This window comes from Bradyrhizobium sp., from assembly GCF_035484855.1.
In the GTDB taxonomy this organism is placed as follows: domain Bacteria; phylum Pseudomonadota; class Alphaproteobacteria; order Rhizobiales; family Xanthobacteraceae; genus Bradyrhizobium.
In genome coordinates this window covers 19904-37871 of record NZ_DATHOP010000144.1, presented here as the reverse complement: position 1 = coordinate 37871, position 17968 = coordinate 19904, and the positions used below count along the sequence as shown (strand labels likewise).

At 63.7% G+C, this 17968-nt stretch carries 21 protein-coding genes; 9 read left to right on the top strand and 12 right to left on the bottom strand.

Translation table 11 applies throughout. The features are described from left to right. The first annotated feature begins 195 nt into the window (after positions 1-195). Together VK804_RS16150 and VK804_RS16145 are read left to right on the top strand one after the other, a co-directional pair. A complete protein-coding gene (locus VK804_RS16150) occupies positions 196-1194 on the top strand; it encodes a glycosyltransferase family 2 protein (protein WP_325371990.1) in 999 nt (332 codons plus the stop codon). Beyond that, a complete protein-coding gene (locus VK804_RS16145; protein WP_325371960.1) occupies positions 1191-2504 on the top strand; it encodes an O-antigen ligase in 1314 nt (437 codons plus the stop codon). The genes VK804_RS16150 and VK804_RS16145 overlap by 4 nt, the downstream gene beginning before the upstream one ends. On the opposite strand, the gene VK804_RS16140 is transcribed toward VK804_RS16145, so the two are convergent. Continuing rightward, positions 2443-3600 carry a glycosyltransferase gene (locus VK804_RS16140; RefSeq protein ID WP_325371958.1) on the bottom strand — a complete coding sequence of 386 codons (1158 nt, stop codon included), beginning with the start codon at positions 3598-3600 and terminating at the stop codon, positions 2443-2445. The two genes, VK804_RS16145 and VK804_RS16140, sit on opposite strands and share 62 nt — an antisense overlap. A gap of 186 nt (positions 3601-3786) precedes the next feature. On the opposite strand from VK804_RS16140, the gene VK804_RS16135 reads away from it, so the two are divergent. After that, complete coding sequence (locus tag VK804_RS16135; RefSeq protein ID WP_325371956.1) at positions 3787-4977, top strand: GNAT family N-acetyltransferase; 1191 nt, start codon at positions 3787-3789, stop codon at positions 4975-4977. Here VK804_RS16135 and VK804_RS16130 read toward each other — a convergent pair. From VK804_RS16130 to VK804_RS16110, 5 genes are all read right to left on the bottom strand, one after another. Beyond that, positions 4974-5921 carry a DUF5996 family protein gene (locus VK804_RS16130; RefSeq protein WP_325371954.1) on the bottom strand — a complete coding sequence of 316 codons (948 nt, stop codon included), beginning with the start codon at positions 5919-5921 and terminating at the stop codon, positions 4974-4976. The genes VK804_RS16135 and VK804_RS16130 overlap by 4 nt on opposite strands. A 64-nt stretch (positions 5922-5985) precedes the next feature. After that, on the bottom strand, positions 5986-6129 hold the full coding sequence (locus tag VK804_RS16125; RefSeq protein WP_325371952.1) for a hypothetical protein: 144 nt from the start codon (positions 6127-6129) through the stop codon (positions 5986-5988). 60 nt (positions 6130-6189) lie between these two features. Continuing rightward, on the bottom strand, positions 6190-6789 hold the full coding sequence (gene wrbA, locus VK804_RS16120) for an NAD(P)H:quinone oxidoreductase (RefSeq protein WP_325371950.1): 600 nt from the start codon (positions 6787-6789) through the stop codon (positions 6190-6192). A gap of 142 nt (positions 6790-6931) precedes the next feature. Beyond that, positions 6932-7630, bottom strand: coding sequence for a pirin family protein (locus tag VK804_RS16115; RefSeq protein ID WP_325371948.1), 699 nt, complete (start codon positions 7628-7630; stop codon positions 6932-6934). 66 nt (positions 7631-7696) lie between these two features. After that, a complete protein-coding gene (locus VK804_RS16110) occupies positions 7697-8449 on the bottom strand; it encodes an SDR family NAD(P)-dependent oxidoreductase (protein ID WP_325371946.1) in 753 nt (250 codons plus the stop codon). Positions 8450-8564: 115 nt separating this feature from the next. On the opposite strand from VK804_RS16110, the gene VK804_RS16105 reads away from it, so the two are divergent. The 4 genes from VK804_RS16105 (at position 8565) to VK804_RS16090 (ending at position 11610) form a co-directional block, all read left to right on the top strand. Beyond that, positions 8565-9476 carry a LysR family transcriptional regulator gene (locus VK804_RS16105; RefSeq protein ID WP_325371944.1) on the top strand — a complete coding sequence of 304 codons (912 nt, stop codon included), beginning with the start codon at positions 8565-8567 and terminating at the stop codon, positions 9474-9476. A 66-nt stretch (positions 9477-9542) separates the two neighbouring features. After that, positions 9543-10070 carry an REP-associated tyrosine transposase gene (locus tag VK804_RS16100; RefSeq protein ID WP_325371942.1) on the top strand — a complete coding sequence of 176 codons (528 nt, stop codon included), beginning with the start codon at positions 9543-9545 and terminating at the stop codon, positions 10068-10070. Between the two features lie 121 nt (positions 10071-10191). Continuing rightward, positions 10192-11181, top strand: a complete 990-nt coding sequence (locus VK804_RS16095) for a tripartite tricarboxylate transporter substrate binding protein (RefSeq protein ID WP_325371940.1) — start codon at positions 10192-10194, stop codon at positions 11179-11181. A 132-nt stretch (positions 11182-11313) separates the two neighbouring features. Beyond that, a complete protein-coding gene (locus VK804_RS16090; protein ID WP_325371938.1) occupies positions 11314-11610 on the top strand; it encodes a hypothetical protein in 297 nt (98 codons plus the stop codon). A gap of 26 nt (positions 11611-11636) precedes the next feature. Here the strand turns inward: VK804_RS16090 and VK804_RS16085 are convergent, their stop codons facing one another. The 4 genes from VK804_RS16085 to VK804_RS16070 are packed head-to-tail and all read right to left on the bottom strand — an operon-like array spanning position 11637 to position 14633. Next, positions 11637-12104 (bottom strand): YbaK/EbsC family protein, encoded by a 468-nt coding sequence (locus tag VK804_RS16085; protein ID WP_325371936.1) that lies wholly within the window; start codon positions 12102-12104, stop codon positions 11637-11639. 15 nt (positions 12105-12119) lie between these two features. Then, positions 12120-12866: a haloacid dehalogenase type II gene (locus VK804_RS16080; protein ID WP_325371934.1), complete on the bottom strand. Its 747-nt coding sequence runs from the start codon at positions 12864-12866 to the stop codon at positions 12120-12122. Beyond that, on the bottom strand, positions 12863-13702 hold the full coding sequence (locus VK804_RS16075) for a dienelactone hydrolase family protein (RefSeq protein WP_325371933.1): 840 nt from the start codon (positions 13700-13702) through the stop codon (positions 12863-12865). Before VK804_RS16075 ends, VK804_RS16080 begins: the two co-directional genes overlap by 4 nt. A 46-nt stretch (positions 13703-13748) precedes the next feature. Further along, a complete protein-coding gene (locus VK804_RS16070) occupies positions 13749-14633 on the bottom strand; it encodes an amidohydrolase family protein (RefSeq protein WP_325371932.1) in 885 nt (294 codons plus the stop codon). Between the two features lie 105 nt (positions 14634-14738). Here VK804_RS16070 and VK804_RS16065 point away from each other — a divergent pair, with 105 nt between their 5' ends. Then, positions 14739-15215: a MaoC family dehydratase gene (locus VK804_RS16065; RefSeq protein ID WP_325371930.1), complete on the top strand. Its 477-nt coding sequence runs from the start codon at positions 14739-14741 to the stop codon at positions 15213-15215. A gap of 12 nt (positions 15216-15227) precedes the next feature. Then, positions 15228-15665: a MaoC family dehydratase gene (locus VK804_RS16060; RefSeq protein WP_325371928.1), complete on the top strand. Its 438-nt coding sequence runs from the start codon at positions 15228-15230 to the stop codon at positions 15663-15665. A gap of 844 nt (positions 15666-16509) precedes the next feature. Here the strand turns inward: VK804_RS16060 and VK804_RS16055 are convergent. After that, on the bottom strand, positions 16510-17391 hold the full coding sequence (locus VK804_RS16055) for an alpha/beta fold hydrolase (RefSeq protein WP_325371927.1): 882 nt from the start codon (positions 17389-17391) through the stop codon (positions 16510-16512). A gap of 67 nt (positions 17392-17458) precedes the next feature. Continuing rightward, a complete protein-coding gene (locus VK804_RS16050; protein WP_325371925.1) occupies positions 17459-17860 on the bottom strand; it encodes a hypothetical protein in 402 nt (133 codons plus the stop codon). Between the last annotated feature and the right edge of the window lie 108 nt (positions 17861-17968).

The window sequence follows — 17968 nt, the reverse complement described above, 5'->3', positions numbered from 1 at the left end:
TAACCGTCGCGATAATTCAGTGCCGCGGAGTGCGGCGCTGGACCGGATATTGCAATGAGCTTTGCATATCCTTGCGTTTGTACGGCGGAGCCAGGTCTGGACATGTCGATAGAGCCGAATTCCCGGCATGATTTCCTTGCCTGCACGGGGGAGGCCGAGGCACTGGACGTTTTCGGCACAGCCGCATCGTCGGGCATGTCCGGATTTGCGACAGCGCAGGCCTCCCGCGAGCAAGTCGCCATATCCGCTTCGCTCGATGCATCGGTCGAGACGGTCGTCTGCATTCCCTGTTTTCGTCGGCCGCAGCATCTGCGGCTGACGCTGGACTCGCTGGTCGCTCAGCGCACCGAGCGGCGCTTTGCGGTCGTTATCGTCGAAAACGATGGCGCGGCGCGCGGCAGCGTGCCGGTCGCCGCCGAGTTCCTGGCCCCGGGCGGATTTCAAGGTGTTTGCGTGGTCGAGCCGCGGCAAGGCAATTGCCACGCCATCAACGCCGCGTTCGAGACCGCGCTGGCGACGTTCCCCACGGCCGTCAACTTCCTGATGATCGACGACGACGAGATCGCCTCGCCCGATTGGTTGGAATTGATGCTGCGTGCCGCCGAAGCCACCAAGGCCGATGTGATCGGCGGCCCCGTGCTGCAGAATTTCGACGGCGGCATGAAGCGCGGGCTTCACCGCCATCCGGCGTTCCGGCCGGCCTATGATTCGAGCGGCCCGGTGCCGGTGATCTATGGCTGCGGCAATTGCCTGATCCGTCGGCCGGTGTTTGCCCGCGCCGGAACGCCCGCCTTCGATCTCCGATTCAATTTTCTCGGCGGCGGCGATACCGACTTCTTCTACCGTTGCCGCAGGATCGGCATGAAATTTCATTGGGCCGAGGAGGCCGTGATCACCGAAACCGTGCCGGCCAGCCGCACCCATCCGGGCTGGCTCGCGCTGCGCGCGTTGCGTATCGGCGCGATCAACTACCACGTCCAGCGCAAGGCGGCGCAGTCGCCGTGGTCGCGGACGAGGCTGGTCGCCAAGATGCTGGCTCTGCTGCCGCTGTCGCTGTTCTTCGCACTCCGCCTGCTGGTTGCCGAACACAAGGCGCTGATCGCGCTGCACCCGGTTATCGTCGCGATCGGCAGCGCGCTGGCGGCGATCGGCATCGAACCGCAACCCTACAAAGCCTCGAAGATCGCGTCTTGAGCCAGCTTGTTACCACCACGCAACTGCGCGTCGTCGCCCTCGGCTTGCGGCGCCAGCAGGTCATGGACGTCATTCGCGGTGCTACCTTCATCGGGGCGCTGCTGCTGGCCTGGATATCGCTGCGGCCGTTCGTCGATCTCGGCAACCAGCAGCTCAAGGATACCACCACCGGCAACGAGACGATGACCTATCTGGTGTTTGGCGGCCTGGCGGTGCTGACGCTCGCGCTGGCGATGCGCGACAATCTACCAGGCCTCGCGACGCTGCTGACGCCGGCCTATCTCCTGTTCGGCGGCTGGATCGCCGCCACCGTCGTGTTGTCGGTCGACCCCGCGACCTCGATCAAGCGCTTTGCGCTGACCGCCTGTGTCATGGCGGTGACCGCGACGCTGATGCTGCTGGCGAAATCGCAGCACGAGTTGATGCGCTGGTTCAGCATCGCCGCGCTGGCGTTGCTGGCCGTCTGCTATCTCGGAATCATGCTGGCGCCGCATCTGTCGGTTCACCTCGCGACCGATATCCAGGAACCGCAGCTCGCCGGCAACTGGCGCGGCGCGTTCGGGCACAAGAACGTGGCGGCGTCGGTGATGGCGATGCTGGTGTTTCTCGGCATCTATATCGTCCGTTCCGGCGCGTTGCTGTCCGGCGGCACCGTCATCGGGCTGGCGTCGCTTTTCCTGTTCTATTCGGCCGGAAAGAGTTCGCTGGCGCTGACCTTTGTCGTACTGGCGCTGACGTCGCTGACGGGCGTGGTGCGCGCCTTCTGGCTGCGCGCCCTGATGCTGCTGAGCCCGCTGGTGCTGCTCGTGCTGCTCAGCATCGGCACTGTCATGAGCGACGGCCTCGCTGAGATCGCCAAAATGCTGCCGCTGGATTCGAGCTTCACCGGCCGCACCGAGATCTGGACTTTTGCGTTGCAGTCGCTGCAGCTGCGGTTGCCGACCGGATACGGCTTTGAGGCGTTCTGGGGCACCGACGCGATCCGGAACGTGCCGGAGGGAATGGAATGGGCGGAATATGCTTCCCACAGCCACAACGGATATCTCGACACCGCATTGTCGATGGGCTTGCCGGGATTGGCGCTGCTGATCGTGGTGCTGATCATCGTGCCCTTGCGGAATTTTCAGGCCGCCGACCGCGGCGGCAATAACGGCCCGCTGACAATGGCGTTGCTGCGGATCTGGCTGTTCGGTCTCTATCTCTCGTCGCTCGAGAGTTTCTTCCTCGACCGCGCCGATCCCACCTGGTTTACGTTCCTGTTGGCGGTATTCGGCCTGCACTATCTGGCGCGCTTCCGGGTCCAGGAGTAGGGTTTGAGATCAGTGCGTGCATCGCCTGCGCGACCTCCTGCCACCAGCCGTCGAAATCGAATGGCATCTGCACCGACGGCCATTTCAGCGCCGAGACGATCCGCTCGGCGTAGGCCTCATCGTCCGAGCCGCGCGCGACCAGCACGATGGCGCCGCGATCGATCTCTTCCTTGAAGCGCGGATGATGGTCGAACTCATCCGTGCCGGCCGGGCCGGTGACGATGACGGGCCGGCCGGATTGCACGCAGGCGAGAATGCTGGAACGCCGCGCGGTGATGCCTTCCTCGAGCGGATAGCAGAACACGTCGACCTGGCTGAACAGGCCGAACACTTCATGGTCGGAAGCGACATAACCGCTGACGATCACATCGTCTGAAATTCCAAGCTCTGCGGCATGAGCCCGAAATTCCCGCTCGACCTTGTCGACGCCGCGGATGAACGATCCGATATAGACCAATAGCGGCTGCTGTCCGCGCGCCTTCAGCGTCGCGCAGATATCGAGCAGCGCGTTCGGTTGCTTGCCGGGGTAGATCGAGCCGAAATGGCCGATCACCAGCCGTCCCTGTTCCCGCGCGGCGGCAAGGCGTTGCCGCAATTTGGAATCCGCGATGCCCGCGGGGGCCTCGATGTTCGGCGGCAGCGGGGCGAGTATGCATTTGCGCGCCGTCCAGCCGATCAGCGGAGCGGCGGCGAGTTCCCGCCGCACCAACGGCGAGAACATCACAATGGTGTCGGCCAGCCACAGCGCCGGCAAATAGGTGATGCGCCGCAGCCGGTGCAGGCCGGCCCATTCGTGCTGGATCAGGATGACGCGCCGGCCGCGCAGTCGCGCGATGGCGAGCGCCAGCAGCGGCCGCACCATCACGCGCTTCCAGGCCACGATCGGGAAATTGCAGACCACGCTGCTTGCAGATCCCACCGCGCGCCAGATCTCGGCGATGGTTCCTTCCGACCGTGTCAGGGTTAATGTCGCGCATTGGCCGGGATCGAGATCTTCAATGGCCTCGCCCAACAGGTGGGTGAACTGTCCGACGCCGCATTGCATCTGCGGGCCGGCGCCGAGAAACAGCACCTGATAAGCGGGTTCTGAAGCCATCAATCCGGTTTCGCGCGAGAGCCAACGCGTCAAACAAAAATTCAAGGTTCCCGATTAGCCATACAACGCGAACATTATCTTACCGTAAGCGGCAACGGCTGCCTGGGTACCCATCTTGCCATATAATCGGTAAGGATCGGTCCATCGTCTCATATCGGGACATCGGATGATTCCGGGCAAGGGACGATGGCGGTTTTGCTGACTGAGGCAGGACATCCGAGCGCGCGGGAAAATTCCCGCGGCGCGGCGCGTTTTGGTGTCGAGTTCGTCAGCGACTGGCAACAGGCCGCGGCGCGCTGGGGCGATGCCGGTGCCTCGACGCCGTTCCAGGATCGCCGTTGGCTCGATGCGTGGTATGCGGCGTTCGCGTCTTTTCCCGATGTCGAGCCGCTGATCGCCATCGTCTCGAATGCGGCGACCTCGGAGCAGGTCGCGCTGCTGCCGCTGCTGCGCCGGACGCGGAAGGGCGTCCGGATCGTCGAATTCGCCGATCTCAATCTGACCGATTACAACGCGCCGCTGGTGACGACAGCGGCCCCACGCGATGCGAGGGCGGCCGCCTCGCTGTGGCGCGACCTGAAGGTTGCGTTGCGAGGATTGCCCGGAGGCGCCGATCTCATTCGACTGCGCAAAATGCCAGTCGATCTCGCGGGCCAGCCCAATCCGCTGGCGCTGCTCGATGCCGCCGCGCCATGTCCGCTGAACGGCAACCTCGTCACCACGGGCGATGATTTCGACGCCTATCTTCGTTCGCTGGAGCGCAGCGTCCGCAAGAATCTGGCGCGCAGCTGGCGCGTGTTCACCCGCGATCCCACCGCCGGCTTGCAGATCGTCACCGACCAGGACCGGGCGCGGCATGTGCTTTCGACCATGGAGATCCAGCAGGGCGCGCGGATGCGGGCCCTGGGGCTGAATTTCATTCTCAACGACGAGACGTCGGCGGCCTTCTACCACAATCTGGTCAGCACCGGTCTTGGCAGCGGTTATGCCGTGCTGTCGGCGCTGACCTCGGGCGAGGAAGTCGTTGCCACCCTGCTCGGGATACGTTGCGGCTCGCGCTACGTGATGCTGCGCAGCAGTAATGCCGGCGAGAACTGGTCGAACTGTTCGCCGGGCCGGCTGATCATCGAACGCACCATGGCGGCGCTGCACAAAGATGGTGTCAGGAGCTTCGACTTCAGCATCGGCAATTATGCCTATAAGCGCCGGTTCGGCGTGGTCGCGATGCCGCTGGCCGATATCACGGCGGCGCTGAGCTGGCGCGGAATTCCATACGAATTGCGCGATCGCGCGGTGCGCGAACTCCGTCGCTATCCACGGTTCGCAGCCTGGCTCGGCCGCCTGCTCGGCAAGCAGCCGAACCGCGAAGAAAGCTAGATTTCCCGCACCACCCCCGGCCGGCCGAGCGGGCATTCCAGCGCGTCGCGGTCCCATTTCGCTGCATTGGCTGCCGCCTCGTAGGTGCTTTGCAGGAATTCGAGCAGCGCCTGTTCGGGCTCTGCCGCCGTGCGCACGGCGTCATAGGGCAAAATGAATTCGCCCAGGCCCTCGCTGAAGAACGCAGCCTCAGGGCGCACCTTGGTGGCGCGATAGCCCGGAGGCTCCGGGTAGGCATAGGAATAGAACGCGGGATAGTCGATCGCGCCGCTGCCGGGCCAGAAGCCTGCGCTCGACTCTTCGTGCGAATAGGCCTCGCAAGCCACCGCATCGGGCAGATTCGGCACGCTGCCCGGATAGCGCGGCGCGCGGCGGCCGGAAAAACGCGTCACCGCCAGGTCGAAACTGCCCCAGAAGAAATGCACCGGGCTTGCCTTGCCGAGGAAGCCGGTGCGGAATTGCTTGAACACGCGATCGGCGTCGAGCAGGATCTGAAAAAAGCGCCGCACCGCGCTCGGGTCGTACGACGCGTGACGGTTGTCTTCCGAAAACCGGATCGGCTCCGGCAATTCGCTGGGCATCTCGTCGATGGCGATGGGGATGCCAAGGTCCGCGAGATCGGCCATCACGGCTGCATAGAAACTCGCGACCGATTGTCCCGCCAGCGCAAGCTGGCGCCTGGCGCCGTCGCTGGTGGAAATCCGCAACGCGTGGTCGATGAAGTCGAAGTCGATCTGGAAGCTGCGGGTGCCGTCGGGGATCGGCGAGGTCGTGAGCCCCCGCGCGGTGACGTAGAGCACGACATGCCAGGAATGGTTCAGCCATGGCGAGCGCACCAGGCGAATCTTGCCGACGACCTGGGTCCACAGATGCAGCGTCTCATAGGTCTCGCGCCACGCCGCGGTCGGCAATTCCGGCCAGGGGACTAGCGGGGCGCTGCGCATGCCTGAACTCTGGAGCGTGAAATCGTGACAGGCCCACTACCTATCACAAATCGTCACGCCCCGCTCACGAATTGGTGGCCTCCGGGCATCCGCGCTTGCCGCGCGTGGCGCGGAACAGCCTGCGGCACCACCAGCGCCGGGCGATGGCTTCGATCGGATTGCGCGCCAGTTGATACATAAAGAGAAATTCGAGCATGGCGAAGTCCATCGGGGTCCCGCCAGCAAAATGGGACGGCATTCAGCGAAAGCAATGCCGCCCCATTTCCTGTCAGCCATGCAGTTTCTTCGCCGTCTCCGCGATCACGCGCCCTTGATAGCGCGCGCCGGCGAGTTCGTTCTCGGTGGGCTGGCGGCTGCCGTCGCCGCCGGTGATCGTGGTCGCGCCATAGGGCGAGCCGCCGGTGACGTCATTGAGCTCCATCTGGCCGGAGAAGCCGTAGTTCAGGCCGATGATGGTCATGCCGAAATGCAGCAGGTTGGTGATGATCGAAAACAGCGTGGTCTCCTGGCCGCCATGCTGGGTCGCGGTCGAGGTGAAGGCGCCGCCGACCTTGCCGTGCAGCGCGCCCTTCATCCAGAGGCCGCCGGCCTGGTCGAGGAAATTCGCCATCTGCGATGACATCCGGCCGAAGCGCGTGCCGGTACCGACGACGACCGCGTCATAATTGGCGAGGTCTTCGATCTTCGCCACCGGTGCCGGCTGATCAAGCTTGTAATGTGACGCTTTCGCGACGGCTTCGGGCACCAGTTCGGGCACCCGCTTGATGTCAGCAGTGGCGCCGGCTTCGCGCGCGCCTTCGGCTACGGCATTGGCCATCTTTTCGATGTGACCGTAGGCGGAATAATAGAGAACGAGAACTTTTGTCATGACGGGTCTCCGTGAGTTTGGGGTTCTAGGGATCGTCGTTGCCGGGCTTGACCCGGCAAGCCATCACCTTCGAAAGACTCTTTCCGGAGAGGGATGGATGCCCGGGTCAAGCCCGGGCATGACGAGTTTGAGCTATTGAGCGCTAGGCCGCGTCGACCAGCACCAGTTCGGAATCCTCCAGCGCGGTGATCCTGAGCTTGGCTTCGTCGCGGATCGCGGCGCCGTCGCGGGCGTTGACGCGTACGCCGTTGACTTCGACCGCGCCCGCCGCCGGCACCAGGTAGAGATGGCGCGCCTTGCCGGGCGCATATTCGGCGCTCTGACCGGCCTTCAGCGTGGTGGCGAGCACGCGGGCCTCGGCGCGGATCGGCAGCGCGTCGGTGTCGCCTTCGAAGCCGCTGGCGATGGTGACGAAATTGCCGGAGCGATCCGACTTCGGAAACGGCTTGGCGCCCCAGGTCGGTGCACCGCCCTGCGTGTCGGGCTCGATCCAGATCTGGAAAATCCTCGTCCTGGTCGGCTCGAGATTGTATTCGGAGTGACGAATGCCGCTGCCGGCGCTCATCACCTGGACGTCGCCCGCCTCGGTGCGGCCCTTGTTGCCGAGGCTGTCCTGGTGGGTGATCGCACCCTCGCGGACATAGGTGATGATTTCCATGTTGGCATGGGGATGGGCGGGAAAGCCGGTGTTCGGAGCGATCTCGTCGTCGTTCCACACCCTTAAAGAGCCGTGGCCCATATTCTCGGGGTCATAGTGGCTGCCGAATGAGAAGTGGTGTTTGGCCTTCAGCCAGCCGTGGTCGGCGGCGCCAAGTGTCGCAAAGGGTCTGAGTTCGATCATGGGATATTCCTTTGAGTTGATTGTGGGGTGAGCCGGGAGCAACGCGCCCGGCTTCCCTGGATTGGGTCAGGCGCCGAAACCGCCATCGACATTGAGCACCGTGCCGGTCACGAACGACGCGCCGGGGCTTGCGAGGAATACGACGCCGGCGGCGATTTCCTCCGCGGTACCGAAACGTTGCAGCGCGTGCTGCGTGCGCTGGGCTTCGGCGAACGCGCCGCCGTCCTTCGGGTTCATGTCGGTATCGATCGAGCCCGGCTGCAGCACGTTCACCGTGATGCCGCGCGGGCCGAGGTCGCGCGCCGCACCCTTGCTGTAGCCGACGATCGCAGCCTTGGTGGCGGCGTAATCGGCCAGGCCCGGGAACGAGGCGCGGGTGGCGATGCCCGAACCGATGGTGACGATGCGGCCGCCTTCGCCCATCAATTTCGACGCCGCGCGGATCGCGCTGATCACGCCATGGACGTTGATCGCGTCCTGGCGGGCGAGCGCGGCGGTGTCGGTATTGGCATCATCGACCGGCCCGCCGACGGCAACGGCGGCGTTGTTGACGAGGATGTCGAGCCGTCCAAAGTCGCTGGCGACGCTCTTGACCAGCTGATCGACTTCGGCGGACGACGCCTGGTCGGCCTTGTAGGCGCGGGCCTCGACGCCGCTGGCTTTTAATTCCTTGACGACCGCTTCGGCCTTGTCGGGGGAGGCGACATAGCTGATGGCGACATTGGCGCCTTCATCGGCGAGCGCGCGGGCGCTGGCCGCGCCGATGCCGCGCGAGCCGCCGGTAACGAGGGCAACCTTGCCTGTGAGGGTCTTGGTCATTGGATTTCTCCATCGTTCGAATTCCCATGACATCTGGATATGTGTTTCCTGATCGGCTATAAATAGAAACTAACGAAATGCATTGTTTCCATTTTTGATCTCATGGAATTCGCCGATGGCAAAGCTCCCGGATTTCGAAGGCCTCGCGATTTTCGCGAAAGTCGTGGAATTGCGCTCGTTCGCCGCGGCCGCCAGCGAGTTGGCGCTGTCCAAGGCCACCGTGTCGAAGGCGGTCACCCGGCTGGAGGAACGGCTCGGCGCACGGCTGTTCAACCGCACCTCGCGGCGGCTGGCCTTGACCGACGCCGGGCAGAAACTGTCGGCGCGCGCGGCGCGGCTGCTCGCCGATGGCGAGACGCTCGAGAACGAGGCGTTGGCGCAGTCGGTGGCACCGCGCGGGCTGGTGCGGCTCGCGGTGCCGATGACGTTCGGGGTCAAGGCGGTGGCGCCGATCCTGCCGGAGTTTCTGGCGGAATATCCCGATGTCTCGATCGACCTGCATCTGAGCGATGCGATGGTCGACCTGATCGGGGAGGGATTCGACGCCGGCTTGCGGATCGCGAGCCTGCCGGATTCCTCGCTGATCGCGCGGCGGCTCTGCGCAATGCCGCGCCACACCGTCGCCGCGCCGGCCTATCTCAAGCGTTACGGCCGGCCGACCCATCCGATGCATCTCGCCCAGCATCGCTGCCTCGGCTATTCCTATCTCTCCACGCCCGGGGTCTGGCACTTCACCAATTCGAAGGGCGAAGAGGCAAGCGTGCGCCCCGCCGGACCCCTGCGCGTCAACAATGGCGAAGCGCTGATGCCGGCGCTGCTCGCCGGGCTCGGCATCGCCGACCTGCCGGATTTCATCGTCGGCGACGCGATTGCCTCGGGCGAGGTCGAAGTGATCCTGAAGGACTGGAAGCAGCGCGAGGGCGCCGTGCACCTGGTGACGCCGCCCGGCGGCCCACGGCCGGTGCGGGTCGAGGTGCTGGCGGATTTTCTGGCGAAGCATTTTGCCAAGGGCAGGAAGCGGAATTAGCGAAAAGAGATTCCGTAGGGTGGGCAAAGCGAAGCGTGCCCACCATTCTCCATGATATGATGCATCATGCCACGATACGTTCGAGCTAAAATAAAAGGCAGCGTTTTCTTTTTCACGGTCGTTCTCGCCGAACGGCCGAGCAGTCTTCTGGTCGATGAGATCGATCGCCTGAGGCAGGTCTACCGGACGGTCTACCAACGGCGTCCCTTCGAAACGATCGGGATCTGCGTCTTGCCCGATCACATTCACGCGGTTTGGGCGCTCCCGGAGGGTGACGCCGACTTCTCGGCGCGCTGGAGCCTGATCAAGAGCGGGTTTTCGCGCGGCCTCGCTCCAAGGTCGCGATCCGCGAGCAAGGTAAATAAGCGAGAGAAGGGTATTTGGCAGCGTCGATATTGGGAGCATGCGATTCGCGATGACGCCGATCTTGAGCGCCATGTTGACTACATTCATTTCAACCCAGTGAAGCATGGCCACGTCACGCGTGTAGTCGATTGGCCACACAGCAGCTTCCATCGCTATGTTGAACGCGGACTGCTTGCTGCGGATTGGGGAGGGGATAGGTGCGACGTTCAGGGAGCATTCGGCGAATGAATGGTGGGCACGGCGCGAAGAGCGCCTTTGCCCACCCTACGATTTTCTTTGCCCATCCGGCGGTTCGGGCTATAGCCAGCACCCAATAACCAATCAAGAATCTCCGGGGAGCAAACTGCCGATGAACCGTCGTGAACTTCTGAAAACCGCCGCCGCATTGCCGCTGGCGCAGGCTGCGCTCCTGAACCGCGCCTCCGCGCAAGCAGTGTGGCCGGCGCGGCCCGTCACCATGATCGTGCCGTTTCCGGCTGGCGGACAGGCCGATCTCGCGGCGCGGCCGGTGGCGCAGGCGCTGGAGAAAATCCTGGGCAAACCGTTCGTGGTCGACAACCGCGCCGGCGGCGCCGGCGGATCGATCGGCAACGCGGCGGCCGCGCGCGCCGAGCCCGACGGCTATACCTTGCTGATGACGCTGTCGTCGCTGGCGGTGCTGCCCGAAGCCGACCGGCTGTTCGATCGTCCGCCGCTCTACGAAGTCTCGCAATTCGCTCCCGTCGCGCGCGTGCTCGCCGATCCGACTTTGCTCGCGGTGCCGGCTTCGGCGCCATGGAAGACGCTTGCTGATTTCGTCGACGACGCCAAGAAGCGTCCCGGCCAGATTCCCTACGGCTCCTCCGGTCCCTACGGCACGCTGCATGTGGCGATGGAAATGTTTGCGGCTTCCGCCGGCATCAAATTGCTGCACATCCCGTTTCGCGGTGCCGGCCCGGCGCTGGCCGCATTGATGGGCGGCACGGTGCAGGCGCTGGCGTCGGCGCCGGGCACGCTGAAGCAGCAGGTCGACGACGGCAGGATGCGCGTGCTGGCGAATTGGGGCGCGGAGCGGATCGCGAGCTTTCCCGACCTGCCGACGTTCAAGGAACTCGGCTACAAGGATGTCGAGTTCTACATCTGGGCCGGGCTGTTCGCGCAGGCCGCACTGCCTGTGCCGATCATGACGCGGCTGCGCGAGGCGATGGCGCAGGCGGTCAACAGTCCGGAAGTCACAAAATCCTTCGAGACCGCGGGCAGCCCGGTCGCTTACCTCGACGCGCCGGAATTCGCCAAATTCGTCGCCGAGGATTCCACGCGCCTGATCGCGGCGGTGAAGAAGATCGGCAAGGTGGAGTGAGGGAGGAATGGCGTATTCACATTGTTTTGAATTTGCTGAACCTTCCCAAGCCGCATTCATTCTCGAGCCTGCGATCGAGCCGTTCCGCTTCGCGGAACATGTGACGTTTGCGAACCCAGGGAAGGACCGGACATGCACACGAACCGCGTAGTCCTGAGCCTGGCGATGTCGGCCGTCTTCGGCATCGCCGGCCTTTCGCCCGCCGCTTCCGACGAATATCGGGGGACCTTTGAACAGCAGTTGGCCTGCACGCCCGACGTTTGGCGGCTCTGCGGCAATCAAATTCCTGATGTCAACAGGATCGTGGCGTGCCTGCGGCAGAACACACCGCAACTTTCGGATTCGTGCCGCGCGGTATTCGAATCGAATGACAGCGTGCCCGACCCGCAGCAGACGCCGAAAAGCCCTGGCAATCGTCCGAGGTTCTAATCCGGCGACCGATAGACAGGCCATCGTTACCGCTGGTCCTGACACACGTCGACCCATTCGGCCTCGGTCAGCTCGGCCATTCGCGACGGCGCAATCCGCACCGCGCTGTGGGTCGAGCCCGCCGCCGGCACCACCTCGTCGAACGCCTTCAGCGAGACGTCGCAATAGATCGCAAGCTTCGTCTTCAGGCCGAACGGACAGACGCCGCCGACTTCATGGCCGGTGATTTCCGCGACCTCCTCCAGCCCCAGCATCTTCGGCTTTCCGCCGAACCGCGCCTTGACCTTCTTGTTGTCCATCCGCGCGGTGCCGCTGGCAACGATCAGCACCACGCGGTCGCCGACCCGAAGCGACAGCGTTTTCGCGATCCGGCCCGGTTCGACGCGATAGGCCTCGGCCGCCAGCGCCACCGTCGCCGAACTCAATGGCGACTCGATCACGGCGATATCGGGAGCTTTCTCCGCGAAGTAGGCGCGGACCGATTCAAGACTCATGTTGGGTATCCATGTTCAGGATGTTTGGCGGGCGACCAGCGCCGGAAGTTCGGCGAGCGCGTGGATGCGATGGTCGGGCACGATCCCGAGCTCGTCCATCTGCGTGCGCAGCGCCTTGAACATCGTCAGCGGCGGCAGGACGTCGCTCTTGATGCAGAGCTGTGCCATCGCTTCCGGGGTCAACCGCTCGATCCAGGCGACGGAGAGCCCAAACGCCTTGGCGCCGCAGGCGTCCCACGGGTTCGACGAGATGAACAGCACTTCCGAAGGCGTGACGGCGAGCCGCTCCTCGATCAGGCTGTAGGCCTCGGGCGCCGGCTTGAAGATCTTTTTCGCATCGACGCTGATAGTCGCATCGAGCACGCGGTCGAGGCCGCTATTGGCCGCCAGCGCGGTGAGCATCGCGGTCGAGCCATTGGAGAGGATCGCGAGCTTGCGATCCCGCATCGCCGTCAGCGCCGCCATGGCGTCCGGATAAAGCTCGAGATGCAGATACTTGTCCATGATGCGTTCGAATGCCGCGGCATCGTGCTTCAGCCCGAGCACCCGCAGGGTGTAGGCGAGCGAATCCCGGGTGAGGACGGAGAAATCCTGATAGCGCCGCATCAGCGATCGCAGCCAGGTATATTCGAGCTGCTTGATCCGCCACACTTGCGTGATGATCTCGCCGTAGCCGGGAAAGGCCTCCTCGGTGACGGATGCCACCGACTGAATGTCGTACAGCGTGCCATAGGCATCGAACACAACGGCTTTGATGGTCATTGCGCCTGCACTTTCCCCCCGATCGTCGCGTCGAGGAATTGGTGAACGGCGTCGATCGATCGATCCGTCGCCGCCTGGTTGAATTCGAGGTGATGCCCGAGCAACTGCATCGGTGTCTTGAGGCCTTGCGCATCGAAGGCGTGGTAGGCGCCGGGATAGACCACCAGCCGGGTTGGGATCCCCTGGCCCTTCTGCCGCGAGGTGCCCCAATCGTCGCGGCCATCCACCATGCTGCGGCACTCCTCCGCCGGCGTCCAATCGTCGAGTTCGCCGACCAGCACCAGGGTGGGAACGGTCATGTCGCCCCGGAATGCGCGGCAAGGCGGATAGAAGGCGATGGCGGAGCGGAATTTGGTTTGCGACGTCTGCTCGATGATGCCGCGCTCGACGGAGACGAGCGCGAGCCAGCCGCCTTGCGAAAAGCCGAGCGCGGTGACGCGCGCGGGATCGACGAAGGGCTGCCGCACCAGATATTTCAGGGCGCGATAGGCATCGAGGCCGAGATCGACCGGCCCGTTGCTGTCGCAGGTGTTCTTGAGGCCGCGCGGCCCGAAACTGTCGACCGACAGCGTCACGTAACCCCAGGCCGCGATGCGCTTGCCCCAGCGTTCGTCGAGCCGCAGCCAGTTGCCGTTGCAGCTATGCAGCAGCACGACGGCGGGTGAGGGGCCCGGGCTGTCGGTCTGTCGCAGATAGCCCTGCAGCGGTTGCGGGTTCGCCAGCGGATTTTCCAGGTCGACGACGATCGCGGACGGCTCAGCAGCGGCAACGCGCTCGGTCGCGGCTCCGATCAGGAGCGCGGCAAGCAAGGCTGTGGCTTCGGCAAGTTTCGTCAAGGGATCACCACTCGCTTGGCACACCACCCACCGGTTCTCCGCGCCTTCAAATCCCCAGCAGTTTTCGCGCGTTGGCCTTGAGCACCTTCGGCCGGATGTCGTCGCGGATCTCGAGTTTTGCAAAATCCGACAGCCAGCGGTCGGGCGTGATCACGGGCCAGTCGGAGCCGAACAGCATCTTGTCCTGCAGGATCGAATTGATATAGCGCACCAGGATCGGCGGGAAATATTTCGGCGACCAGCCGGAGAGGTCGATATAGACGTTCGGCTTATGGGTCGCGACCGACAGCGCTTCCTCCTGCCAGGGAAAGGAGGGATGCGCCAGGATGATCTTGAGATCGGGGAAGTCGGCTGCCACATCATCCATGTACATCGGATTGGAATATTTCAGGCGCATCCCCATGCCGCCGGGCATGCCCGAGCCGACGCCGGTCTGCCCGGTGTGGAACAGCGCGATCGCGCCGCCCTCGCTGATCGCCTCATAGAGCGGATAGGCCAAGCGGTCGTTGGCGTAGAATCCCTGCATGGTCGGATGGAATTTGAATCCGCGGACGCCGTATTCCTCGATCAGTTTCCTCGCCTCGCGCACCCCGAGCTTGCCCTTGTGCGGATCGATGCTGGCGAAGGGGATCAGCACATCGGAATTTTCGGCGGCGATTTCCAGCATCTCGTAATTGTTGTAGCGGCGAAATCCGGTCTCGCGCTCGGCGTCGACCGGGAAGATCACCGCGGCGATCTTCTTGGCGCGGTAATAGGCCGCGGTCTCCGCCACCGTCGGCGGGTGCTTGTTCGGCGATTTGAAGTATTCCGCCATCTGCGCCTGGAAATCGTCGTAGCCGTCGTCGCCATGCATGCCGCAGGGCTCTTCCGCATGGGTGTGGATGTCGATCGCCACGGCGTCGTCGAGATCAGGCAGTTTCAGCTTGGGCATTTTTGCGTTTCCCGGCGGCTTGATTTTGTGGTTCGATAAATTGATTATACCTTATAACAAATTCCGCAAGGCGGCTGAAAAACCCGCGGCAACAGGGAGCATGGCATGGCGCAGAGCGAGGCGTTCGAGACCGACTTCTGGAAGCACGCCAATCTGCGAAAGGTCTGGGACGACATCGTTCCCGGCGAGCCGCGCCCGACCATACCCTATACCCTGACCAGAGAGGCGATCGATTTGTACTGCAAATCGGTCGGCGAAACCCACCCGATCTATTTCGACGAGGCTTTCGCGAAGACCACCCGCTATGGCGGGCTGATCGCGCCGCCTTCGATCCACATCCTGCTGATGTTCTCCTGCACGCCGGCCGACGACTGGATGCGCTCGCCCGGCACCGTCAATGCCGGGCAATCCTGGAGCTACAACATCCCGGCGCGCCCCGGCGACGTCATCACCTTGCAGGCGCGCGCGCTCGACAAATTCATCAAGCGCGAGCGGCTGTTCGTGGTGCACGACAATGTCTTCTTCAACCAGCATGGCCAGGTGATCTGCTCGGGCCGCGGCTGGACCATCCGGCCGCAGTGAGGGGCTGACAACATGACCACGACCTTCGAAGACTTGCGTGACGGCGACACCATCGAGGGACCGCATTTTGCGGTCTCTCGCGAATCCATCCGCCTGTTCTGCGACGCCTCGCTCGACTACAATCCGCTGCATCTCGACGACGATTACATGAAGGGCCATTTCGGCAAGACCCATTTCGGTGGCATCATCATGCACGGCATGAACAATTTCGGGCTGATCTCGCGCATGATCACCGACTGGGCCTATCCCGCCGGCGCCGTTCATCGCCGCCTCGAAACAAGATGGGTCAAGCCGGTCCGCCCCGGCGATACCATCCAGCCCACCGGCATCGTCAAATCCAAGCAGACGACCGCGAATTCGCGCTGGGTGCTGATCGACGTGGTGGTGAAGAACCAGGCCGGCGAAAAGGTCGCGACCGGGGAGGCGATGGTGGAGTTTCCGGGGGAGTGAGGCATTCCGTCATTGCGAGCGTAAGCGAAGCAATCCATCTCTCTGCGAAGCAACTGTGGATTGCTTCGTCGCAAGGGCTCCTCGCAATGACGGCAACACACATCTTCGCGATCTCGCCGCGCGTTTTCGCGCGAACATCGTAGCCCGGATGGAGCGAAGCGAAATCCGGGGAGTCAACGAGACACCGGCCCCGGATTTCGCTGCGCTCCGTCCGGGCTACGAATCTTTGGATTTGAATTTCAAAGAGCCCAGCTCCCCGCCACGCGCGAAGTGCGCGTGGGAGGAGGGGAGCGCAAGCACCGCGCATAACTTCGCAATGACGTTGAGACATGACTTCGCGATCTCGCCGCATGCGTTTGCGCGAGGTATTCGCTTATTTCCCACCCTCTGCAAACAAAGGGCGCAGGGAATGCCGGGCGCTCGATGCGCCCGATAGCCGCGTGTGCAAACGGGTAGTAAAAAACGCACACGCGTTGTCAGGTCACACCGGAATCACCCGGCATTCCCCACGCAATGGTTTACGGATTATCTCGTGCTCGCCCCGGCGTACCGGGCTTGTTAGCCACCGTCATCCGCGCGCCTAAGCGCGAACTTGACACCAGCGTCGGGGTGCCAGGCCCACACGACTTTTCCGTCCGCAGGAAAAGTGCCCTCGTCAGAAGCACTTCCCGCGTCCACCGCATCCCGCCCCGCGTTGTTGACGTTGCGCAACGCCCCTTTGGTGGGGCGGGACGGATGCAATATAGGATAATCAGAATATTCGGTAAAGCGGAATCTTGTCCGGAAGGCTGCGACAAAATAACCCGACGGGCAAATCGGCCGGGCCGGTGCGGTCGGGCTGCCGTCAACGCATGCCGGTAATCGAGCTCGACATGGCGCGCGGGTCGCGCACCGGCCAGCGGCCGGCATCGACCTGGGCCACGAAGTCGCCGACGATATCGTTGAACAGGCCCGGCGCCTCGAGATTGATCGCGTGTCCGCAGTTCGGCATCACCGCGAGCGCGGCTGAGGGAATCGTGCGCTTCATCAGCAGCGCCGGCGTCAGGCAGGGCCAGTCCTCGTCGCCGGTGAGGATCAGCGTCGGCACGTTAAGGCCGGCCATCTCCTGTTGCAGATGATAGAGCGAGGGGCGCTCTTTCTGGCAGCCGAGTTGGGTGTTGATCGCTCCCAGCACCGAGTGCCCGGCGAGCGCCTGCTTGAAGATCGCAAAGCCGCGCGGGTCCTTGGCCTCGAACTGCACGCGGGTCGGGCCGTAGGCATAACGCTCGGCAAACGCGGCCATGCCGTCGGCGCGCAGCGACGCCACCACGGCGTCGGCCTCGGCGCGAAACTGCTCGCGCATGTCCAATTCGGCGCCGTAGCCGCAGCCGGCCACGCACAGCGACAGCGCGCGGGACGGATGGCGAAAGCCGAAATGCAAGGTTGCGAAGCCGCCCATCGAAAGGCCGCAGACATGCGCCTTGTCGATACCGAGATGATCGAGCACCGCCAGGATGTCGTCGGCGGCGCGGTTCTGGCTGTAGGAGGAGGGATGCTCCGGCACGTCCGACGGCGGATAGCCGCGCGCGGCATAGGCGATGGCGCGGTAGCGCCGGCCGAAATGCTGCAGCTGCTGTTCCCAGCTGCGATGATCGCCGGCGTATTCATGGACGAAGATGATCGGCGTGCCGCTGCCGGTCTCCTCGTAATGGAGTTGTACGCCGTCGTCAGTGGTCGCAAAAGCCATGGGCAACTCCGGTTCCGCGTGCGGCAGGGGCCAGCGGACGGAAGCTATCCAGCAAACGGCAGGCCGATCAAGTCACCGCGCCGCCATCGATCGACCTTTTGGCGAACTCGACCGCTTTCCCGGCGGTGAGCGCATCGGCCGAGGTGGTGGCTTCGTCGAGCACCGCGGGCGGGAAGGCCACCCGGATCTTCTTGCCGTCCAGCCGGCGGATGGTCGCGCGCCAGTTGTCGGTGTCGTGCTGGAAGGCGTCGATGACATAGGCCTTGTAGGTCACCCGGCTCATGGCTGGCTTTTGCTGCTGCAGCGGGGATAGCCCGCCTGCGATGTCATGAACGGTCTCGATGATTTCCCGGACGATGTCGTCGCGCACGGCGCCGCGGGCATCTCTGAGCAGATACTTGACCGCCGCGCCGAGCTCGGCCTTTGCATCTTCCTCGCCCGAGAAATCCCAATCGATCTGAACTGACATGATGGTTGGGCGCCTCCGGACGCGTCACGCGATTGCTGAGGGCTCCAGATAAGCCGGCGTCTGTTAAGGTCCGATTATCGGAAAAGTTTAGATTTTATCGGTTATGGA